We start from the raw sequence: 19258 nt of genomic DNA, 5'->3' as shown, positions 1-19258 counted from the left end.
TTCCCGTTCAAAAGTTTGGGGAGAGAACGACATTGCTGTGACTGCAGCGCCTCTTCGCTGTGCAGTCGAAACTCGCTCTGCCCGAAGACCGACAACCGACAACCGACAACAACGTATTGCGTCTGTTCGACTATCGAAGTGAGCCCTTCCGCTCATCGGGAAGCCGGCCGGAACAATGGAGTGGCATCATGCGGCGCGAGAAGCTCCACCGACCAGTCCGCTCAGTAGGAGTAGCGGCGTTCAAGACTGTGGACGGCCGTATTTTCTTCACATGACCCCTACCGAAGTCACCAGAGAGAAGGCTCTCTCCACCGTCAACCAGTACCTGACCGCGATCGCTGATGCGACCTCGACGGAGCAAATCGCAATCCTGTACGCCGAAGGAGCAACAGTGCAGGATCCGGTCGGGTCAGATCCGATCTGTGGCAGGAAAGCGATTGCGGCATTCTTCACGCCGTTGATTCACACCCGACGAGAGACCGAACTGCTCAATTTCCGCCACAGCGGCGATTCAGCAGCTTTCCACTTTCGGGTACGCACCTACACGGCGGACGGAGTTGTCACAATCGAGCCGTTCGATGTGATGACGTTCGATGTCGAAGGACATATCACCTCGACGAAAGCATATTGGTCACCTGAGGACGTCCGGATGTCATGAGATCGGACGATTCGAGCCACTGCAGGCGATCACCGCGAGCATGATTGCCGCCTTCGACGTAGTCGGAGCAACACTGCGCTTCCGATGAGCGGGAGCTCCCGTTCTTTCGGAGGGCCGCCGGAACCTACTGTGATCAAGGACTCAGCTACAGGGTGAGTCGCCCGACATCACACGGAGGTACACGATGACGCATGAAGTGGTTCTCAAAGTCGAGGAAATTGCCGCTCAGTTGGCTGGAGCGGCTCAGGAGACCGAGGATCTCGGCAAGCTCTCGGACCAGAGCGTGAAACTGGTCCGACAAGCCGGGGTGATGCGCATGCTGCAGCCCACCGACTTCGGCGGATACGCAGCCCATCCTCGGGACTTCGCCGAGTCCGTCATGGCCGTCGCCAAGCATTGCGGTTCCACCGGATGGGTGTGTGGCGTGGGCGGAGTCCACCCCTGGGAGATGGCCCTGATGGACCGCAAACTTCAGGAAGAAGTCTGGGGCGAGGATCCGGACACCTGGATCGCATCTCCCTACGCCGCGCAAGGCGTGGCGACGCCTACCGACGGCGGATACATTTTGCACGGCCACTGGAACTTCTCCTCAGGCACAGATCACTGCGACTGGATCTTTCTGGGAGCGATGGTCGGCGATGCCGAGGGAAACGCCGTGATGCCGCCCACGATCATCCACGTGGTTCTGCCACGTAAGGACTACACGATTATCGACGACACTTGGGATGTCATCGGGCTGCAAGGAACCGGCAGCAAAGACGTCGTCGTAGATGGGGCCTTCGTGCCGTCCTATCGGACAATGGATTACGAGGAGGTGCAGGCGGGGGAAGGAGTTGCAGAGCGCGTCGGCCGGACCGAAACCGTATACAAGTTGCCGTTCTGGACGATGTTTCCGCTCGGAATCACCGCTGCCGTCATCGGTATCGCCGAGGGCGCACTGGCCTCGCATCTCGACTACCAGCGGGGACGGGTCTCCGCCATCGGGACCAGAATCAAGGATGACCCGTATGTGATGTACGCGATCTCCGACGCCGCCGCCGAGATCGCTGCATCCCGAACCCAACTGCTCGACGGAATTTCACGCGTCTACGATCTTGCGGACGCCGGACAGACGATCTCGTTCGAGGACCGTTCGCTGGTCCGGCGGAACCAGGTGCGTTCAGCGTGGCGGGCTGTCAATGCGGTCGACGAGATCTTCGCGCGCTCGGGCGGCAATGCGGTGCGACGTACCAATCTCGTGCAGCGCTTCTGGCGTGACGCACATGTCGGATTGCAGCATGCGATTCACGTTCCGGGAACCCTTTACCATTCAACAGCTCTCACCACCATGGGTGAAGTGCCGGAGGGCCCACTGCGAGCAATGATCTAACTGGATGGATTCTCGCACTTCCCTTGATCGCGGCTACGGTTCAGGCCGAGTGTCATAAATTCACACAGGCGAGCCTGCCCCCGTTTCACCGACTCACAAGGCTCACCGAAGGGGATCCTTCGGTGAGCCGTTTTTCTACATTGTTTGCTGCACTTGAAAATCGGATGCGTACCGTTCCGGCAATTCCGTGACGGAAGAATCGACGAAGGAGTTCGTGTTGAGTTCGGAATCAGAGCGCGTCGCCGTAGTGACAGGCGCAAGCCGCGGGGCCGGAAAGGGAATAGCGTTGGCACTCGGCGATACGGGGGCCACCGTGTATGTCACGGGTCGTACTGCCTCGCCAGGGGATTCGCCTCTTCCAGGCACCGTCTTCGCGACGGCAGAGGAGATCACTCGCCGCGGTGGAACCGGTATCCCCGTGATCACCGATCACTCGGTGGACGGCGAGGTCGAGAATCTCTTCGAGCAAGTGCGCAAAGAGCAAGGTCGCCTTGACATTCTTGTCAACAACGCGCTCGCCGTTCCCGATGCACTGACCATGAAGGGTCCGTTCTGGGAGAAGCCGCTGTCGTTGCTCGATTTGCTCGATGTCGGGATGCGATCGACCTATGTCGCCACGCATTTCGCGGCGCCATTGCTGATCGAAGGTGGAAGCGGCCTCGTGGTGAACACTTCGAGCTTCGGTGGCACGTGCTACATGCACGGACCTGCTTACGGTGCAGGAAAAGCAGCGGTGGACAAGATGGCTCACGACATGGCTCACGACTTCCGGCCGTTCGGGGTTGCAGTGATCTCGATCTGGATGGGCTTGCTCAAGACCGAGCGCACACTCGCGAGCTTTGCTGCCAATCCGGACGCGTACGCATCGTTGGCTGCTACTGCGGAAACACCGGAATTCACCGGCAGGATCATCGCAGCGTTGGCGCGTGATCCGCACCTGATGCAGCGCACCGGAAACGTTCTCGTAGGTGCAGAGCTCGCAGCCGAACTCGGTGTGGTCGACGTCGACGGAAATCGGCCCCCTTCGCATCGATCGATGCTGGGCGATCCACCGCAGTTCAGTGCTGCGGTAATCGAGTGAAGCTCTTAGTCATCCGTATGTTCCCTACGAAAGGATTCTGACGTGAGCATTCCATCGATCGAGCAAAGAGTGTCCGACCTCGAGAAGATCGAAGCGATCAAGTCCTTGAAGCATCGCTACTTGAGAGCATGCGACTCCAAAGATGTCGACACATTTCGCGCATGCTTCATCGAACGCGGCGCGATCATGGACTACGGCCGCCTGGGAAAACACGAGGATGCGGATCCAGTCGCCGAAATCTTCCGCAAAGTTGCGCTGAGGAAAGAATCGGGAAGCTACGTCGTTCTCGACATGCACCACGCATTTCACCCGGAAATCAAGCTCACCGACGATGACCATGCCGAAGGCAAGTGGACACTCGCGTTTCGCCAACTGGACATGACCGCGCGCACCGAAACCGTGTCGTCGATGGAGTACGAGGACAAATACGTTGTCGAGGCCGGCGAATGGAAGATTTCGTATTGCCGTGCGGTCCCACTCTGGTCCATGACCCGCCCCTTGGGCGAGTCCGTCGAGGTGGTGCAAGGCTGGGGATTGGACACGTAACTCAGCGTTCGGCGGCGTATGGACCCCGATGTGTGAACGGAAACTTCGTTCACCGAAAAGCACCTTCTGGTCTGTTATCGATCGGAAAACCGACCCTTACACGGTAGGCTGACGCGGAAGTTCCACAGGTGTTCCGCCGCCGACGAGGGAAGGGAAGCCACGAGAGCAATGGATTCAGCAGTCGGCATATCGATGGGTGTCAGTGGCATTCGAGCAGTGCGCACCGTCGACGGCCGGTCGTTCTCCGCCGAATGGTTCCCAACTGCCGGTCCGAGCCCCGATGCCGAGGACGTGGCGCACGCCATCCGAGTCGTCGTCGACCGGCCGGACGCTCCGCATTCTCTCGGCGTCGCCTTCCCCGACCCTGGCTACAGTGCCGCGTTGAAGGCCGCGTTGGTCGAGGAGTACGTGTCGGAGGTACGCGTGATCTCCGAGGTTGCGGGCACTCTCGAACAGCTGAGGGCGGACCCCGAATTCCGGTATCGCACCGTCGCACTCTACGACCTCGGGGCGACCGGTCTCGAGATGACCGTCGCGGACATCGACAGCGGAACCGTTTACGCCGCCACTCGAACATCCGAGATGAGCGGCGAAGTCCTCGATCGCGCTGTGCGAGATCATCTCCTCACCCTCGACATTCTTGCGATACCACGCACCGAAGCCGAAGAACACGCGCTGTTGGAATTCAGTTGTGAAGTCAAGGAAGCACTGTCCACGCACGAGGCGACACAGACTTCGGACGGCGCATTCCGACTGCTGGATCGTCACATGTTCGAACTGCAGATCATGCGAGCGGCCGAGCACTCCGCGATCGCCCTCCGCGATCTCGCCGAGATGTCCGAGATTCCGCCCGAGGTGGTGGTCGCGGTTGGTGGCGGCGCGAGAATTCCCCTGCTGAAAGAGGTACTCGCGCGATACCTCCGGATTCCCGTTGTCGTACCCGGCGATCCGGAGCTGATCAGTGCTCGCGGTGCAGCGCTGTACGCGGCGCGGGTGGACCAGCAGCAGACAGCCGGATCCGGGGCCTCACGCTGGAGCGTCACATCACTGTTGATCCCGCTCGCACGTTTCGGACTTCCCACCCTGGCCGTATTGGGCTTCTTCACCTGGATGCTGTGGCCCGGCGCCGGGGAGGAACCGTCGCTGACCGGAACCCAGGACACAGCCGTCGAGAAACCTACCGCCGAGGCCGTGCCCACCACGACGCCGTTGCCGAAGGCAGCGGTAACCACCACGGTCCTGATCCCGACGTCGGATGCGCCGCCCGTTACGACCACTGCGCCGCCCGTTTCTTCGACGACCGAAAGTCAGTACGTGCCTGAGCGCAGCACCGATGAGAACACCGAAGCCCCACCCACTGCGCCCGCTCCGCGACCGTTCCAGCTGCCGCCGCTTCAGCTCCCCACATTTCAGCTACCCGACTTGCCTCGTCTACCTCTTCCCTGATTCGGGGCCCTGTTACTCGGGCCCTCCGAGGGCATCTACGACGGCGATGCGCAAAGATCTACAGCATGGCCACCACTGCTCAATGGATCGAAGGCGCACGCCCCCGCACGTTGCCCAACGCTATTGCGCCCGTTCTCGTCGGAACAGGTGCTGCGGCGTCACTCGGTGACGCCGTCTGGTGGAAGGCGCTGCTCGCGCTCCTCGTGTCGCTCGCGCTCATCATCGGTGTCAACTACGCCAACGACTACTCCGACGGCATCCGAGGCACCGACGACGAACGCGTCGGCCCGCTCCGGCTCGTCGGGTCGAAGGTCGCCTCGCCCGGTTCCGTCAAGGCTGCTGCCGTCGGATGTTTCGTAGTCGGCGGAGTTGCCGGGATCGCGTTGGCGGTGACCAGTGCATGGTGGCTCATCCTCGTCGGCGCTGTCTGCATCGCGGGTGCGTGGTACTACACCGGCGGCAAGAAGCCCTACGGATACAGCGGCCTGGGTGAGGTAGCGGTCTTCGTGTTCTTCGGCCTCGTCGCGGTTCTCGGTACCCAGTTCGTGCAGGCGGGTCGGGTCGACTGGGTCGGAGCGGTCGCGGCCGTCGCCGTCGGATCGTTCTCGAGCGCTGTACTCGTTGCAAACAATCTTCGTGACATCGATACCGATCCGGACTCCGGAAAGCACACACTCGCTGTGCGACTGGGCGACTCCCGCACCCGCCTGCTCCACCTTGCACTGATGATCGTTCCGTTCGCGGTGACGGTCGCACTCGTCGCGCGTACACCGTGGGCGCTGATCGCGCTGATCGCGTTGCCTCTAGCAGCACGCGCAAACACGCCGGTGCGTACGGGTGCGACGGGATTCGCACTCATTCCGGCGCTTCGCGACTCCGGTCTGGCGATGCTGGTGTGGGGCTTGACGACCGGAGCCGCGTTGGCATTGGCGTAGACCGTCAGCGGTTCTCGGGCACGAACGCGCCGAGCAGGAAGTTGACGATGGAGATGATGAGTGCGCCCCAGAATGCTGCACCGAAGCCTGCAATCGCCAAGCCGTAATCGGTCACGGAGGAAATCCAGGCGGTGAGGAGCAGCATCAAAGCGTTGATGACGAGGGTGAACAGTCCCAGCGTCAGAATGACCAGGGGAAGCGACAACAGTTTCACCATCGGCTTGATGAACGCATTGACGATGGTGAAGACCGCTGCAATGCCGGCCAGGACGATCAAATCCCATCCTGTCCCACGACCCGAGCTCGCGAGTTCGATGCCGCCGACCCACTGCGCAGCCAACCAGATCGCAAGAGCGTTGATAACGAGCCGTACGAAAAATGTCATGCGCCCAAGACTATGCGGCGCTGCGCCGAAGGGTGTGCCCACCCGCGGCGCTACCGAGCGGCTTACGCTCGACACGTGAACACTGCGAACCTCACCCGTACCGAGACACGCCGTCGCTCGCGACACATCACCGAAGTCTCGTATCGGATCGAGCTGGGCCTACTCGGCGCAACCGAAGCCGACGCCGACACGTTCACCTCTCGCACCACCATTTCGTTCGACGCGTCCACACCGGCGACCTGGATCGACTTCATCGGCGCGGACGTACATTCGATCAGGCTCAACGACGCCGAGATTCCCGTGGTCTACGACGGCGCCCGCATTCAGCTCGTCGGCTTGGCCTCGAGAAACACGGTCGTCGTCGACGCGTTGGCTCGGTACAGCCGGTCCGGTGAGGGACTTCACCGTTTCGTCGACCCCGTCGACGACGAGGTCTATCTCTACACCCAATTCGAACCGGCCGACGCTCGACGCGTCTTCGCGAATTTCGAACAGCCTGATATCAAGGCGCCGTTCACCTTTGTGATCACCGCGCCGTCTGGCTGGGAAGTTCTCTCCAACCGGACTGGAATCCGCACGGGAGATACCGTGACCTTCGCCCCTACCCTGCCCATCTCGACGTATATCACCGCCGTCGCCGCAGGTCCCTATCACCGATCCGAATCATCGTGGACTCGAGACGATCTCACCGTGGAGCTCGGTGCACTGTGCAGAGCTTCTCTCGCCGAGTACTTCGATCCCGAGGACATCTTCGATATCACTCGTCGGGGGCTCGACTTCTTCCACGACAAATTCCGATACCCGTATCCGTTCGGCAAATACGATCAGATCTTCGTTCCGGAGTACAACCTCGGCGCAATGGAGAACCCAGGCTTGGTCACGTTCACCGAGTCCTACGTATTCCGTTCCGCTGCAACAGATGCCCAGTACGAAGCTCGCGCCAATACGATCCTGCACGAGATGGCGCACATGTGGTTCGGCGATCTCGTGACCATGGAGTGGTGGGACGACCTGTGGCTGAAAGAATCCTTCGCCGACTTCATGGGCGCATTCGCCTCCGCGGACGCAACGCGCTTCACCGATGCCTGGGTCAGTTTCGCGAACAGGCGTAAGGCCTGGGCGTATCTGCAGGACCAACTCCCGACGACCCACCCCATCGTCGCCGACATCATCGATCTCGAAGCTGCCAAGCTGAACTTCGACGGCATCACCTATGCGAAGGGCGCCAGCGTACTCAAACAACTGGCAGCATACGTCGGAGACAAGGCCTTCTTCGAGGCCTCCCGAAGGTATTTCGCCGAGTTCGCTTTCGGCAACACGACACTCGCAGATCTACTTACTCATGCCTCCGCCGCGTCCGGGAGGAATCTGGACAGCTGGGCTACCGCCTGGCTGAAGACAAGCGGCGTCTCGACACTCTCCTACACCGGCAGCAGCGTCGAGCAGACCGACCCACGCCCGCATCGCCTGGCGATCGGACTGTACGACGCGGATACCGACGGCAATCTCGTTCGTACGGAGCGTCGCGAGATCGATATCATCGACGCGAGCACCCCCGTCGAATTACGCAGTGCCGCATTGATTCTCCTCAACGATGACGACCTGACCTACGCCAAGATTCGATTCGACGAGAAGTCCCTTGCCACTATCGCCAGTTCGCTGGATCGAATCGTCGACCCCTTGGCTCGGGGATTGATCTGGTCGGCACTGTGGAACGCGACACGTGACGCTGAATTTGCGCCGACCAAGTTCTTGGACCTCGTCACGCGGTTCGCGCCTTCGGAGGGCAAGGTGGGCATTCTGGAGGCTGTTCTCACCAATGCCCAGTACGCGATCGATCACTACTATTCGGACGGTCAGGATGCTGCCCGACTCTGGCTGGACACGTGTTGGTCTCGACTGATGTCGGCAGATGCCGGAAGCGATGCGCAAGTGGTGTGGCTACGCGCGGTCGGCGCGGCGGCCCAGAATTCCGATTCCAGAGCCGAGGACATCTTCGGACTGCTCGACGGCCGCCTGCCCCTCGAAGGCCTCGATCTCGATCCACAGCAGCGGTGGTTGCTGATGCGAGCTCTGAGTGCATCCGGCCGTGCCGACAAGGACGCGATCGATGCCGAATCAACCTTGGACGCATCGGCTTCCAGTCGCAATTCGTATCGCGCAGCGATTTCGGCCCGACCGACGGCCGAAGCGAAGTCGACTGCGTGGTCGGCATTGATGGACTCCGACGACCTGTCCAACGACGCGGTCGACGCCACGGTGTCCGGTTTCCGTGCCGGTGGGCGACGTGATGTGTTGGCGTCCTTCGACTCTCGCTACTTCGAGGTGATCGCGGAACTTTGGGCCGGGCGAAGTATCGAGATCGCCAGGAGGCTCGTAGTCGGATTGTTCCCGCAGCAGCAGAGCACCGAGGACGCCGATGCGTGGCTCGCTGCTCACGAGTGGGCGCCTGGGGCGCTTCGCAGGCTCGTCATCGAACAGCGGGACCACCTCGCGCGCGCCATTCGGGTGCGTGAGGCGGAGTCCTGACCGGCCTTGCAGGCGACGTGAAACGCATCTCGGCACTACTGTCGGCGGTATGACTTCCAATGGCATGGCCCTGAACACGGTTGCAACGTCGGCGCTCGCGGCCGGTGGACTCCTCGGCGGTTTCGCGGTGGCACGGAAGACGGAGAACCGGCAACTCGGAGGTGCTGTCCTCGCGGCGGCAGGTGTCGCGTGCACCGTCTCGTGGAATGCGTCCTCGGGCCCGAAGGTTGCCGGCGCGCTCCTGGCGACCTATCTCGTGGGTTTCGGGGCCTCGCACCCTCTGTCGAAGAAGATCGGCGCCTGGCCTGCGGTGGGCTCGGTGGCGGCGGCGACGGCAGCGGCCTCGGTGGTGTTGATGCGGGAGTAGAGCCTGCGGAACGACCCAGAGATGCGGGAGTAGAGCCTGCGGAACGACCCAGATGGGCGGGAGTAGAGCCTGCGGAACGACCCAGAGATGCGGGAGTAGAGCCTGCGGAACTGGGAGTTCAGGATACGAATTCTCCGGTTCTGAGGAAGTTTTCCAGGACCGTTGTCGGGCCGGTGAGGTCCATTCCCTGGTCGGCGACCCAGCTGTCGTCGAAGTAGGTGTCGGCGTAGCGTTCGCCGCCGTCGCAGAGCAGTGTCACGACGCTTCCGTGGTTGCCGGCGGAGATCATGTCGGAGATCAGTCCGAAGGCTCCCCAGATGTTGGTTCCGGTCGATCCGCCGACTCGCTTTCCGAGAACTGTGGATGCGTGTCTGGTGGCGGCGACGGATGCTGCGTCGGGTACTGCGATCATGCGATCGATGACCTGTCCGACGAAGGATGGTTCGATTCGTGTACGTCCGATCCCTTCGATCCGAGATGGTTTGTCGGTCTCGTAGTCGGCCTTTCCGCTTTCGTAGCCTCCGATGAAGGCGGAGTTCTCCGGGTCCACGACGGCCAATCGTGTGGCGTGGCGTCGGTACCGGATGTAGCGACCGATGGTGGCGCTGGTGCCGCCGGTCCCTGCTCCTACGACGACCCAGGTCGGTATGGGTGACTCTTCGCGGGTGAGTTGGTCGAAGATGGATTCGGCGATGTTGTTGTTTCCGCGCCAGTCGGTTGCGCGTTCGGCGTGGGTGAACTGGTCCATGTAGTGCGTGTCGGGTTCGGCGGTGAGTCGGTGCGCTTCGGTGTACATCGCGGCTGGGTCGTCGACGAAGTGACATTTTCCGCCGTGGGTTTCGATGAGTGCGACTTTGGCGGGGCTGGTGCTGCGCGGCATGACGGCGACGAAACGCAGGCCGAGTAGGCGCGCGAAGTAGGCCTCACTGACTGCTGTCGATCCGGAAGATGCTTCGACGACGGTGGTGTTCTCGGTGACCCAACCGTTGCAGATGGAGTAGAGGAACAGTGAGCGGGCGAGCCGGTGCTTGAGGCTTCCGGTGATGTGTGTGGACTCGTCTTTGAGGTAGAGCTGGACGTTCCAGGCGGCAGGCAACGGGTAGCGCAGGAGATGGGTGTCGGCGCTGCGTTGAGCGTCGGCGTCGATCAGCCGGACTGCGTTGTCGACCCATTCACGCGACGCCGAGTGATCGACTATGCGGGTCATCAGCGGCCGTCTTCTCCGCGGAGCTTCGATTGCAGATCTGCACGCGCTTGTCTGCGCCCCTCGTCCACTCCGGCGATCGACACGTTGACTCGGATGCGGAGTGACTTTAACAGCACCAGCGACAGCGGCAGTGCGATCAGTACTCCGAATACCGCGGCGACGAGTATGGGTACCTCGACGCCGAAGATGAGGCCGATTCCGAAGATGGCGGCGGCGATGACGATGACGAGCAACAAGCGTGCTCCGGTGTAAAGGGCTATGTCACGGAACAGTTCGCCCTTTGTTGCGGTGGGCGCGGGGGGCGTGTTGCTTTCGGTCACGATCCCAGGCTACCGCTCGGAACAACCAGTCTCGATGCCGCCTGACTTATCCGATTTGTCAATTACCTCCCCTTTACCAACTTTAGGTCAGTCGAGTACCTAGGGGTCCGGATGTAACCATGGGTCTCGTACACCACGCGTTCTCGACCGATCGGACGAGAACGCAGGTCCACGCGGGCGGATCCCGATTCGGGATTCACACCCCACGGGGGCGGGTCTTGCTTCACCGAGGACCCCGTCAGGGTGAGGAACACCAGCAGTACCGGACACATCAGCGATCGATCACACGCGAGACAGCACGCAGGAGGACACGAGAAGATGAGCGCACCAACTCTGCACAATGCTCAGGATTCACTGCTCACACCGGGGCAGGTAGCGGCGCTCTTTCATGTCGATCCGAAGACCGTGACCCGATGGGCGCACGCAGGACGGCTCGGATCACTTCGGACCCCCGGCGGCCACCGCCGGTTCCGCGAGTCCGAGGTCATGGCTTTGCTGACCTCGCTGACCACGGAAGCCGGACACAGGTAGCTCACCGCTCACACTGGAGAGGCGATTCTCAGGAAACTGCGAGCCGCGTGGGGTGCACATGGCATCCCCACGCGGCTACCCTCTTATGAGGAGGTGCGACATGATCTATCTTTTGGCGATGATCGGTTTGGTAGCAGTGATCGTCCTGTTCTGGAAGGCGTTCGGCCCGACGGTGCAGGAACCTGTAGGCAAGGTGATCGGGCCTGACGACGACCCAGAATTCCTGTGGAAGATGAATCGCGATACTCGACGCTCGGGCACCGATGGTCAGGATTCGGGAAAACAAGATCAACCAGAGTAACCAGCGAGACGGGTGAACCGTCTTCGCGCCTCTGCCTGCAGCCCGCTCCTCAGGAGCGGGCTGTTCTTGTCCGATCTCGCATGCGCGTTGCATCCGGTCGAGTGCTGGGGAAGTCTGCGGCTACGGCAGCCGCCAATTCCAGTAGAGCGAACCGAGTCTTGGGTTTGAGTCGCCCGAGGTCGATCTCCGCTCCCTCCTCGAGGTGCGGGTCGAAGGGCACGAGCACGACTTGCCTGCACCTTTGCGCAAAGTGCTCTACAACCTTCGCAAGATCGACTTTTCCCGCTCGCGGCCGCACTGCATTGACGACGGCTACCGAGGATCGAACGAGATCTCGGTGTCCGTGCGCGTCGAGCCAATCGAGGGTCGCCGACGCACTCCGAGCCCCGTCGACCGAGCTGGAACTGACCACTACCAGTGCATCGGAACCGGAGAGGATGCTGTCCATGGCGGAGTGCATCAAACCGGTACCGCAATCGGTCAGGACGATGCTGTAGAACTTCTCGAGCAGATCTACGGCGCGATCGTAGTCGCGGCCGCTGAATGCTTCCGACACTGCAGGGTCGGAGTCCGAGGCGAGCACCTCGAGCCTGAACTCGTTCTGCGAGGTGTATCCGCGCACATCACTGTAGCGATCCAAACTGTCGATGTCGCGCAGCATGTTTCGCACTGTCGCCGGCGTTTCGATGGGCACTTTCTGACTCAGGGTCCCTCGATCGGGATTGGCGTCGACCGCTATGACACGGTCGCCTCTGATGCTCGCGAACATGGACCCGAGAGTCGCCGTGGTCGTGGTCTTTCCCACGCCTCCCTTGAGGCTGAGCACCGACACTCGATAGCAGCCGACCAGTTGGCGGTCGACCTGCCGAACAAGGCGCAACTGTTTTTCGTCACGCGGACTGTTGCCCAGGTTCATCCGCTTGCCCGACGCGGAATACAGCCACCGACGCCAACCTGACAGTGGAGCGGGACTGACCTGCTTCACCAGCAATGCATTGGTCAAATCGAGTGCGGACGAAGCGATTACCTGGGGAGGCAGCGAAGCCTGCGGCGCCGTCCGCGGATGCTGGTCCTCGGCCGGCATCGGTACCGGCGTCGACCGGAAGCCAGGATCGGGCGTTGTTTCGACCAGTGCCTCAGGTGGGTCGACAAGAGCCTCTGGTGCTGCGAGGACAGGCTGCTCGGCGTCATGCACCACTGCAGCCTCGGGCTCGGTCCGAGGGGACGGCTCCTCCACCGGCACGAGGGCCGAGGCCGTAGCGCCCGGGGGTGTGGCTGTCGGAGCCGTGACTTCTGCAGGTGTGACCGCTGCAGGTGTGACCGCTGGAGGCGCAACTTCTGGAGGTGCAGTGATCGACGAAGGCCGGTCCTCGTCCGGCTCTTCTGGCCGCACCGCCTGCCACGAACTCATCTGCCAATCGGCCATGAACTTGTCCCCCCACCGTTACCGAGACGGGTGACGCGCTCCCCAGCACGCCACCCCGGTCCTGCCAATAATTTCAGGCGGACGTTACCAGCTAGTTCAGACCGGCATAGGAGTGCAAACCGGAGACCACCATGTTGATGATGAAGAGGTTGAACAACATGGTGACGAAACCACCGACGTTGATCCAGGCTGCGCGTGTATTCCGCCACCCGGAGGTTGCCCGTGCGTGCAGGTATGCGGCGTAGATGACCCAGGTGATGAAGGACATCGTTTCCTTCGGATCCCAGCCCCAGAAGCGGCCCCACGCTGCCTCTGCCCAGATCGCACCGAGGATGACGCCTGCACCGAACAGTGGGAACGCGATGATCGTCGTCTTGTACGCGAGCCGGTCGAGCGATTGAGCGTCGGGCAGCTTGGCGGCGAATCTACCGAGAGCGGTGCTCTTCTCCTCGCCGGCGGGCTGCTTGATGCGCAGCAGAAACAGCAAGCTCGCGACGCCGGAGACGAGCAGAATTCCACTGCCGACGCTGACGATGGTGACGTGGATCGGCAGCCAGTAGGAGCGCAGTGCCGGCACGACGGGTGCTGCGTCCGCGTAGAGCTTCGTGGCAGCAAGGAACATCAGGATGATGATCGGCGCCAGAACGAAGACGAGCATCGGGCGCATCGCACGCTTACGCAGCAACACGATCGACGTCAGAGTCGCAGCGGCCGTGGCCATCGTGACGAACTCGTACATGTTGCCGAGCGGGAACCGGTGCGTGGCGAACCCGCGTAGGACGACCGAAGCCACATGCAGCACGAGTGCGAGGATCAGGAGCGCATATCCCATACCGGAAAGACGCTCGGACAGCGGACGCTTCGGCGCGTCGGCAATGCGCCCCGGGCCGGTGGCCGTAGCGATCGGCGCGCCGGAGCCGACCAGCTCCTTGGAGTGGACGGCCGAGGCCTTCACCGAGGCGTACTGCGCAATGAGCAGGATGAATGCGAGTACGTAGATCGTGAATGAGGACTCGAAAGACCAGTCGCTGTACTGCGAGAGCGTCTCGTTAATCGGCATCGGTCAGTTCTCCTGGTCGTTCTTCGTGTTCGCAGAGTTTGCGTCCACAGTGTTCACGTCGGCAATCAGACGCTCGCAGAGGTTGTCGAACTCCTCACCCCACCCGGCCTGATCGGTACGAGCCAACCCGCCAAGTTCTACTACAGTACGTCGTGGGTCACCATCCGCGAGGAGTCGGACCCACACTCGGCGCCTCTTGATCACCAGCGAGACCAGCAGTCCGCTCATCATCGTCAGCGCGAAAACGAGCACCCAGGTCTGCGCCGGATCGTGCGACACCTGCAGATTGACGAACTCTTCGGCACCGTCGAATCGGACCGTCGTGCCGTCGGACAGTGTCGACGCCTCACCTGGCTTCAGGTTGATTCGGTCCTGCTTGACGAGCCTGCCTTGGTTGATCATCTCCTGGTTCAGCGTGAACAGTGACTGCGGAAGTCCGGTATCGAGTCCGGTGTCACCCTTGTAGATGTCGATGGCGACGGCGGGGTCGGTCATCGCCGGGAAGCTGGAGGAGAGCAGCTTGTCGTGGAAGAACGCGGTCGGTGCGAACAGGCCCTCGATTGCGATCTGGTTCTTGCGACGGTCCTCTGCGTCGGGGTAGAGCCCTCCCGGTGGGTCGATGCGCATCACGCCGCTGGAGAGGAAGGTCGTGGCGTCGGTCGGTTGCCACTGGATGGTCTCGGTGCGGGTTTCGCCGTTCGGGAAGGTCACCGTGAATGTCGGTGCGTATCCGTGGCCTTGCAGGTACACACGGTCCCCTGCCACCCGTAGCGGATGGTTGACCTGCAGGACATCGGACTTCCAGACATTGTTCGCGAGGTCGTCCCCTGCCTGGTACTCGATGTTGGACGTGAACTGCTCGGCCTGACCGTTCTCCAGATAGTCGGCTTTGAAGTCCTTGACCCTGACGCACAGTGGTTCGAGTCCGGTGCCGTCGACCTCTAAACCGGCCCGGAAGCTGTCGTAGATTGCCGGTGAGGTGCTACATATCCCGGGCCCGTCGTTGGCGATGACCACGACGTTGCCTTCGTATCCGAACAGCTTGCCCAACGCGATTGCGGCGAGGAGAAGGACGAGCGAGATATGGAAAACGAGGTTGCCGAACTCTCGGAGGTACCCCTTCTCCGCAGACAGCGTCACCTCCCCGTTGCTTTCACGCTTCTCCACGCGCCAGCCGCGCAACTGTGCCTGCACGATTGCTGCGGTGTCCTCGGGTGAACCGTCGGCGACGTACCGGCGATGGTGAGGCAGTCGCGACAGATTTCGGGGGGCCCGAACAGGCCTGGTGCGCAAGGCTTTTCCGTGCTCTACGCAGCGCGGAAGGATACAGCCGATGAGTGAGATGAACAGCAGCGCGTAAATCGCGGTGAACCAGAAGCTGCTGAAGACGTCGAACAGTTCCAGCTTGTCCATCAGCGGGCCGAGCGTCGGGCGGGCGGCGATGTACTCGTCGACCTTGCCGGCGTTGAGGCTGCGTTGGGGAACGAGTGCACCGGGAATCGCAGCGAAGGCCAGCAGAAAGAGCAGTACGAGCGCCGTACGCATGCTCGTCAGGCCACGCCAGGTGTTGCGGGCGCCTGCGAGGACGCGTCGCGGCGGGGATTGGCGCCGGGGCGCCTGCTCCGGCCGGGTGTCGAGATCGGTCATATCGGCAACACCACGTCCGATACGAAGGCGTCACGGACCCAACCGACGAACACGTCCCACGCGCCTGTCACGAGGGCAATTCCTACTGCTATCAACATGATTCCGCCGAATACCTGTATCTGTCGTGAATGGGTACGAAGCCAGCCGACTCCGCGAAGTGCACTGACCGATCCAAAGGCGAGAATGACGAACGGCAATCCGAGTCCGAGGCAGTACGCGACGATGAGTATTACTCCTCGTGCCGCCGTCGCCCCTTCGGTACCCGCGGCAAGCGAGATGACGCCCGCGAGGGTCGGTCCGAGGCACGGGGTCCATCCCAATGCGAACACGCCACCGAGCAGTGGTGCGCCGACGAGACTGCCGACTCGGCGCGGCTCGAATCGGACGTCGCGCTGCAGGGCAGGCACCAGTCCGACGAACACCAACCCCATTGCGATGGTGACGACTCCACCTATTCGCATCAGCAGTTCCCGATTGACTGCCAGTACCGAGATAGCACCGAAGACCGTGGCCGTCGCCAACACGAACACCACGGTGAAGCCGAGGACGAACAGCCCTGCCGCACCTGCGACTCGCATTCGAGTCCGAGTCCGCACCTTCGTCGTCGCAGCTTCCGTCGCGGTCACGGCCGGAGCGTCGGCCCCGACGACCCCGGCGAGATACGACAGATATCCGGGCACTAGTGGAACCACACACGGCGACGCGAACGAAACGAGACCGGCGAGGACGCACACACCGAAAGCGAGGACGAGTGGACCCGTCGACGCCGTCGTCTGAAACGTCTCACCGATGCCCGCCAAGTGGACCGTGTTACTCACTGTTGCTCGGGCCCCTCACCCGCGACCCGTTCGACGACGGGTTGCAGGTCCTCGGCGAGCAGTTCACGTAGGAAGACTGCTGCGACGCGGTGCTTCTTGTCGAGCACGATCGTGGTGGGAACCACCGAAGTCGGTATGCCGCCGAGAGCGGTGAGGGTGCGCATCGGGGGGTCGTAGATCGACGGGTAGGTCACGTTGTTGTCGATGACGAAGTCCTGTGCCTTGTCCTGGGCATTGTCGCGGACGTTGATACCGAGGAACTGGACGCCGAGATCCTTGGTGTTCTCGTAGACCTCTTCGAGGTCGTCGGCCTCACCACGACACGGGCCGCACCACTGCCCCCAGACATTGATCACGACGGCCTTACCTTCGTAATCGGACAACGACGTCGTGTCGCCTTCGGTCATCAGGTCGGGCCCGGACAACGTTCCGACCGTTCCGCGCTCGGACGGCGGATCGTAGAAGATCTCGGTCTGGCCACCGGGCGAGACGAAGTCGAAGGTACCGCCGGTGGCGACCGCGTCGGTGCCGGTAGCGCAGGCGCCGAGCAGTGCCACCACGGAGATGCCGGCAGATGCGGCAGTGAGAAATCTACGCACCGGTGATCCTGGGATCGCTGGCACCGCCGGGCTCGGAGTAGACGATGTCCACGAGGGTGTCGCCCTCGTAGACGAGAGAGGTGAGCGAGGCGAGGCCGCACTGACGGTGCCGCGGATCGTGCCAGAGGCGTTCGCCCTGCAGGAATCGCCGCAGTGTCCACACCGGCAACTGATGGCTGACGACGACGGCTTCGTGGCCCACGGCGGCCACACGGGCGGCTCCGACGGCGGCGAGCATGCGGTGCGCTATCTGTAGGTACGGCTCCCCCCACGACGGGGTGAATGGGTTACGTAGCTTCCACCAGTGGCGGGGACGGCTCAGGGCGCCGTCACCGACTGCGACGCGAAGTCCCTCGAAGTCGTTTCCCGCTTCGATGAGGTTCTCGTCCTCCCCCACCGTGAGGCCGTGCGCCGCCGCGATCGGTGTCGCAGTTTCCTGTGCGCGTCGGAGCGGCGATGCGACGACGAGCGCTATGTCGTGTCCGGCAAGAGCATTGGCGACGGCAGTGGCTTGGGCCTGGCCCGTGACCGACAGCCGGAATCCGGGGAGGCGTCCGTACAGAATGCCCTTCGGATTGTGCACTTCACCATGACGCAGGACATGGACGATGGTCCTGCTGGCCTGGTGCGGATGCGTGGCGTCGTTCGTGGTGGGCGCGTCGGTCACTTGGAGGTTCCAGCTTCTGCTTGGGCTGCTGCACGAGCGGCGGCGGGTAGTGCGTCGGCGATGATCGAAAAGGCGTTGTCGTCGAGGGCTGCGGAGACGAACCAGGCTTCGAATGCGCTCGGCGGCGGATAGACGCCGCGGGAAAGCAGGCCGTGGAAGAAGGCCGGGTAACGCCAGGTCTCGGCTGCTTTGGCACCTGCATAGTCGGTGACCGGTCCGTCGGAGAAGAACACGCTCACCATAGTGCCCGCGAACTGCACATGATGACGAACGCCTGCCGCACTGAGGGCATCGCCGAGGAGTCCACCGAGCTGCTTGGAGTTGTTCTCGAGCTTCTCGTAGACCGCTGCGTCGGCCAGTCGCAGGCTGGCCAGTCCGGCTGCGACGGCAACCGGGTTACCGGACAATGTGCCCGCTTGGTAGACCGGGCCGGCTGGGGCGAGGTAGGCCATGATGTCGGCGCGACCACCGAACGCAGCTGCGGGGAGCCCGCCGCTCATGACCTTGCCGAAGGTGTAGAGATCGCCTGCGACGCCGTCGATGCCGAACCAACCGGCGGCGCTGACGCGGAATCCCGTCATCACTTCGTCCATTATCAGCAGCGCACCGTTGTCGGTGGCAATACGACGCAGGCCCTCGTTGAAGCCGGTGACCGGCGGGACTGCGCCCATGTTGCCTGCGGCCGCCTCGGTGATGATGCAGGCGAACTCGCCTGGATTCTCCGCGAACGCGGCCTCGACGGCGGCGAGGTCGTTGTACGGAACCACGATCGTGTCGCCGGCCTGTGCACCCGTCACTCCTGGCGATGTCGGCAGCCCGAGTGTCGCGAGACCCGAGCCTGCATCGGCGAGCAGCGCATCGACATGGCCGTGGTAGCAGCCGGAGAACTTGAGGATCTTGGTGCGCCCGGTGAAACCGCGCGCGAGGCGGACCGCGCTCATCGTGGCCTCTGTGCCGGAATTCACAAGCCGAACCTGCTCCACGGGGCCTACCCGGCCGATGATTTCCTCCGCGAGTTCTATTTCCCGCTCGGTCGGCGCACCGAACGACAGGCCCGTCGCTGCTGCCTTCTGGACCGCTTCGACCACGACCGGATGGGCGTGTCCGTGGATCATCGGGCCCCACGAGGAGATCAGGTCGACATAGGACTTACCGTCGGCGTCGATCATCGTGTATCCGCTGGCCTCGGCGATGAACCGCGGGGTTCCACCTACCGATTGGAAGGCGCGAACCGGGGAGTTCACTCCACCAGGAATCACTGCGCTCGCGCGCTCGAAAAGTCGGGCCGAAACAGGGGCATCGTCGCCGGTCGGAACAGTCACGAACTCCAGTGTCCCAGGTTTACCCGTTTCGCCAACTACAGGGC

General features: G+C 62.4%; 20 protein-coding genes. 10 read left to right on the top strand and 10 right to left on the bottom strand.

Annotation, left to right across the window (positions count from 1 at the left end; translation table 11 throughout):
• The first annotated feature begins 271 nt into the window (after positions 1–271).
• From O1W68_RS15265 to O1W68_RS15240, 6 genes are all read left to right on the top strand, one after another.
• Positions 272–658 (top strand): nuclear transport factor 2 family protein, encoded by a 387-nt coding sequence (locus tag O1W68_RS15265; RefSeq protein ID WP_269304893.1) that lies wholly within the window; start codon positions 272–274, stop codon positions 656–658.
• Positions 659–842: 184 nt separating this feature from the next.
• Positions 843–2027, top strand: a complete 1185-nt coding sequence (locus O1W68_RS15260) for an acyl-CoA dehydrogenase family protein (RefSeq protein WP_269304891.1) — start codon at positions 843–845, stop codon at positions 2025–2027.
• A 217-nt stretch (positions 2028–2244) separates the two neighbouring features.
• The gene (locus tag O1W68_RS15255) at positions 2245–3108 is read left to right on the top strand and encodes an SDR family NAD(P)-dependent oxidoreductase (protein WP_269304890.1); all 864 of its coding nucleotides are present in this window, start codon (positions 2245–2247) and stop codon (positions 3106–3108) included.
• A gap of 42 nt (positions 3109–3150) precedes the next feature.
• The gene (locus O1W68_RS15250) at positions 3151–3654 is read left to right on the top strand and encodes a nuclear transport factor 2 family protein (RefSeq protein WP_269304887.1); all 504 of its coding nucleotides are present in this window, start codon (positions 3151–3153) and stop codon (positions 3652–3654) included.
• Positions 3655–3822: 168 nt separating this feature from the next.
• Entirely contained in the window at positions 3823–5100 is a 1278-nt protein-coding gene (locus O1W68_RS15245) for an FGGY-family carbohydrate kinase (protein WP_269304885.1), read from the top strand.
• Positions 5101–5165: 65 nt separating this feature from the next.
• Positions 5166–6035, top strand: coding sequence for a 1,4-dihydroxy-2-naphthoate polyprenyltransferase (locus O1W68_RS15240; RefSeq protein WP_269304883.1), 870 nt, complete (start codon positions 5166–5168; stop codon positions 6033–6035).
• Between the two features lie 4 nt (positions 6036–6039).
• Here the strand turns inward: O1W68_RS15240 and O1W68_RS15235 are convergent, their stop codons facing one another.
• On the bottom strand, positions 6040–6420 hold the full coding sequence (locus O1W68_RS15235) for a phage holin family protein (RefSeq protein WP_269304882.1): 381 nt from the start codon (positions 6418–6420) through the stop codon (positions 6040–6042).
• Between the two features lie 75 nt (positions 6421–6495).
• Between O1W68_RS15235 and pepN the strand changes: the two genes are divergently transcribed.
• Both pepN and O1W68_RS15225 read left to right on the top strand, forming a co-directional pair.
• On the top strand, positions 6496–8949 hold the full coding sequence (gene pepN, locus O1W68_RS15230) for an aminopeptidase N (RefSeq protein ID WP_269304880.1): 2454 nt from the start codon (positions 6496–6498) through the stop codon (positions 8947–8949).
• Positions 8950–8998: 49 nt separating this feature from the next.
• A complete protein-coding gene (locus tag O1W68_RS15225; protein ID WP_442972378.1) occupies positions 8999–9316 on the top strand; it encodes a hypothetical protein in 318 nt (105 codons plus the stop codon).
• A 118-nt stretch (positions 9317–9434) separates the two neighbouring features.
• Here the strand turns inward: O1W68_RS15225 and O1W68_RS15220 are convergent, their stop codons facing one another.
• Both O1W68_RS15220 and O1W68_RS15215 read right to left on the bottom strand, forming a co-directional pair.
• Positions 9435–10523 (bottom strand): PLP-dependent cysteine synthase family protein, encoded by a 1089-nt coding sequence (locus O1W68_RS15220; protein ID WP_269304878.1) that lies wholly within the window; start codon positions 10521–10523, stop codon positions 9435–9437.
• Positions 10523–10843 carry a DUF4229 domain-containing protein gene (locus O1W68_RS15215; RefSeq protein WP_269304876.1) on the bottom strand — a complete coding sequence of 107 codons (321 nt, stop codon included), beginning with the start codon at positions 10841–10843 and terminating at the stop codon, positions 10523–10525. Before O1W68_RS15215 ends, O1W68_RS15220 begins: the two co-directional genes overlap by 1 nt.
• Positions 10844–11161: 318 nt before the next feature.
• Here O1W68_RS15215 and O1W68_RS15210 point away from each other — a divergent pair, with 318 nt between their 5' ends.
• Together O1W68_RS15210 and O1W68_RS15205 are read left to right on the top strand one after the other, a co-directional pair.
• Positions 11162–11374, top strand: coding sequence for a BldC family transcriptional regulator (locus O1W68_RS15210; RefSeq protein ID WP_269304874.1), 213 nt, complete (start codon positions 11162–11164; stop codon positions 11372–11374).
• Positions 11375–11474: 100 nt separating this feature from the next.
• Entirely contained in the window at positions 11475–11675 is a 201-nt protein-coding gene (locus tag O1W68_RS15205; protein ID WP_269304872.1) for a hypothetical protein, read from the top strand.
• 49 nt (positions 11676–11724) lie between these two features.
• On the opposite strand, the gene O1W68_RS15200 is transcribed toward O1W68_RS15205, so the two are convergent.
• The 7 genes from O1W68_RS15200 to hemL form a co-directional block, all read right to left on the bottom strand.
• Positions 11725–13101 carry a nucleotide-binding protein gene (locus tag O1W68_RS15200; RefSeq protein WP_269304870.1) on the bottom strand — a complete coding sequence of 459 codons (1377 nt, stop codon included), beginning with the start codon at positions 13099–13101 and terminating at the stop codon, positions 11725–11727.
• A gap of 91 nt (positions 13102–13192) precedes the next feature.
• Positions 13193–14161, bottom strand: a complete 969-nt coding sequence (gene ccsB / locus O1W68_RS15195) for a c-type cytochrome biogenesis protein CcsB (RefSeq protein ID WP_269304869.1) — start codon at positions 14159–14161, stop codon at positions 13193–13195.
• Between the two features lie 3 nt (positions 14162–14164).
• Positions 14165–15808 carry a cytochrome c biogenesis protein ResB gene (gene resB, locus O1W68_RS15190; protein ID WP_269304867.1) on the bottom strand — a complete coding sequence of 548 codons (1644 nt, stop codon included), beginning with the start codon at positions 15806–15808 and terminating at the stop codon, positions 14165–14167.
• Positions 15805–16626, bottom strand: a complete 822-nt coding sequence (locus tag O1W68_RS15185) for a cytochrome c biogenesis CcdA family protein (RefSeq protein ID WP_084346184.1) — start codon at positions 16624–16626, stop codon at positions 15805–15807. Before O1W68_RS15185 ends, resB begins: the two co-directional genes overlap by 4 nt.
• Positions 16623–17225, bottom strand: a complete 603-nt coding sequence (locus tag O1W68_RS15180) for a TlpA disulfide reductase family protein (RefSeq protein WP_269304863.1) — start codon at positions 17223–17225, stop codon at positions 16623–16625. Before O1W68_RS15180 ends, O1W68_RS15185 begins: the two co-directional genes overlap by 4 nt.
• Positions 17218–17892 (bottom strand): histidine phosphatase family protein, encoded by a 675-nt coding sequence (locus O1W68_RS15175; protein WP_269304861.1) that lies wholly within the window; start codon positions 17890–17892, stop codon positions 17218–17220. The genes O1W68_RS15180 and O1W68_RS15175 overlap by 8 nt, the downstream gene beginning before the upstream one ends.
• Positions 17889–19214, bottom strand: coding sequence for a glutamate-1-semialdehyde 2,1-aminomutase (hemL, locus tag O1W68_RS15170; RefSeq protein WP_269304859.1), 1326 nt, complete (start codon positions 19212–19214; stop codon positions 17889–17891). Before hemL ends, O1W68_RS15175 begins: the two co-directional genes overlap by 4 nt.
• Positions 19215–19258 lie beyond the last annotated feature (44 nt).

This window comes from Rhodococcus sp. H36-A4 (genome assembly GCF_027158005.1).
Classification (GTDB): domain Bacteria; phylum Actinomycetota; class Actinomycetes; order Mycobacteriales; family Mycobacteriaceae; genus Rhodococcoides.
Note: the sequence above shows the minus strand (reverse complement) of the source record. Positions and strands in the feature narration are given on the sequence as shown.

Bases quoted from the DNA above. Each gene is read 5' to 3' on its own strand.
- O1W68_RS15265 (WP_269304893.1), top strand. From the start codon at position 272: ATGACCCCTACCGAAGTCACCAGAGAGAAGGCTCTCTCCACCGTCAAC.
- O1W68_RS15260 (WP_269304891.1), top strand. From the start codon at position 843: ATGACGCATGAAGTGGTTCTCAAAGTCGAGGAAATTGCCGCTCAGTTG.
- O1W68_RS15245 (WP_269304885.1), top strand. From the start codon at position 3,823: ATGGATTCAGCAGTCGGCATATCGATGGGTGTCAGTGGCATTCGAGCA.
- O1W68_RS15240 (WP_269304883.1), top strand. From the start codon at position 5,166: ATGGCCACCACTGCTCAATGGATCGAAGGCGCACGCCCCCGCACGTTG.
- O1W68_RS15235 (WP_269304882.1), bottom strand. From the start codon at position 6,420: ATGACATTTTTCGTACGGCTCGTTATCAACGCTCTTGCGATCTGGTTG.
- O1W68_RS15225 (WP_442972378.1), top strand. From the start codon at position 8,999: ATGACTTCCAATGGCATGGCCCTGAACACGGTTGCAACGTCGGCGCTC.
- O1W68_RS15220 (WP_269304878.1), bottom strand. From the start codon at position 10,523: ATGACCCGCATAGTCGATCACTCGGCGTCGCGTGAATGGGTCGACAAC.
- O1W68_RS15210 (WP_269304874.1), top strand. From the start codon at position 11,162: ATGAGCGCACCAACTCTGCACAATGCTCAGGATTCACTGCTCACACCG.
- O1W68_RS15205 (WP_269304872.1), top strand. From the start codon at position 11,475: ATGATCTATCTTTTGGCGATGATCGGTTTGGTAGCAGTGATCGTCCTG.
- O1W68_RS15200 (WP_269304870.1), bottom strand. From the start codon at position 13,101: ATGGCCGATTGGCAGATGAGTTCGTGGCAGGCGGTGCGGCCAGAAGAG.
- ccsB (WP_269304869.1), bottom strand. From the start codon at position 14,161: ATGCCGATTAACGAGACGCTCTCGCAGTACAGCGACTGGTCTTTCGAG.
- resB (WP_269304867.1), bottom strand. From the start codon at position 15,808: ATGACCGATCTCGACACCCGGCCGGAGCAGGCGCCCCGGCGCCAATCC.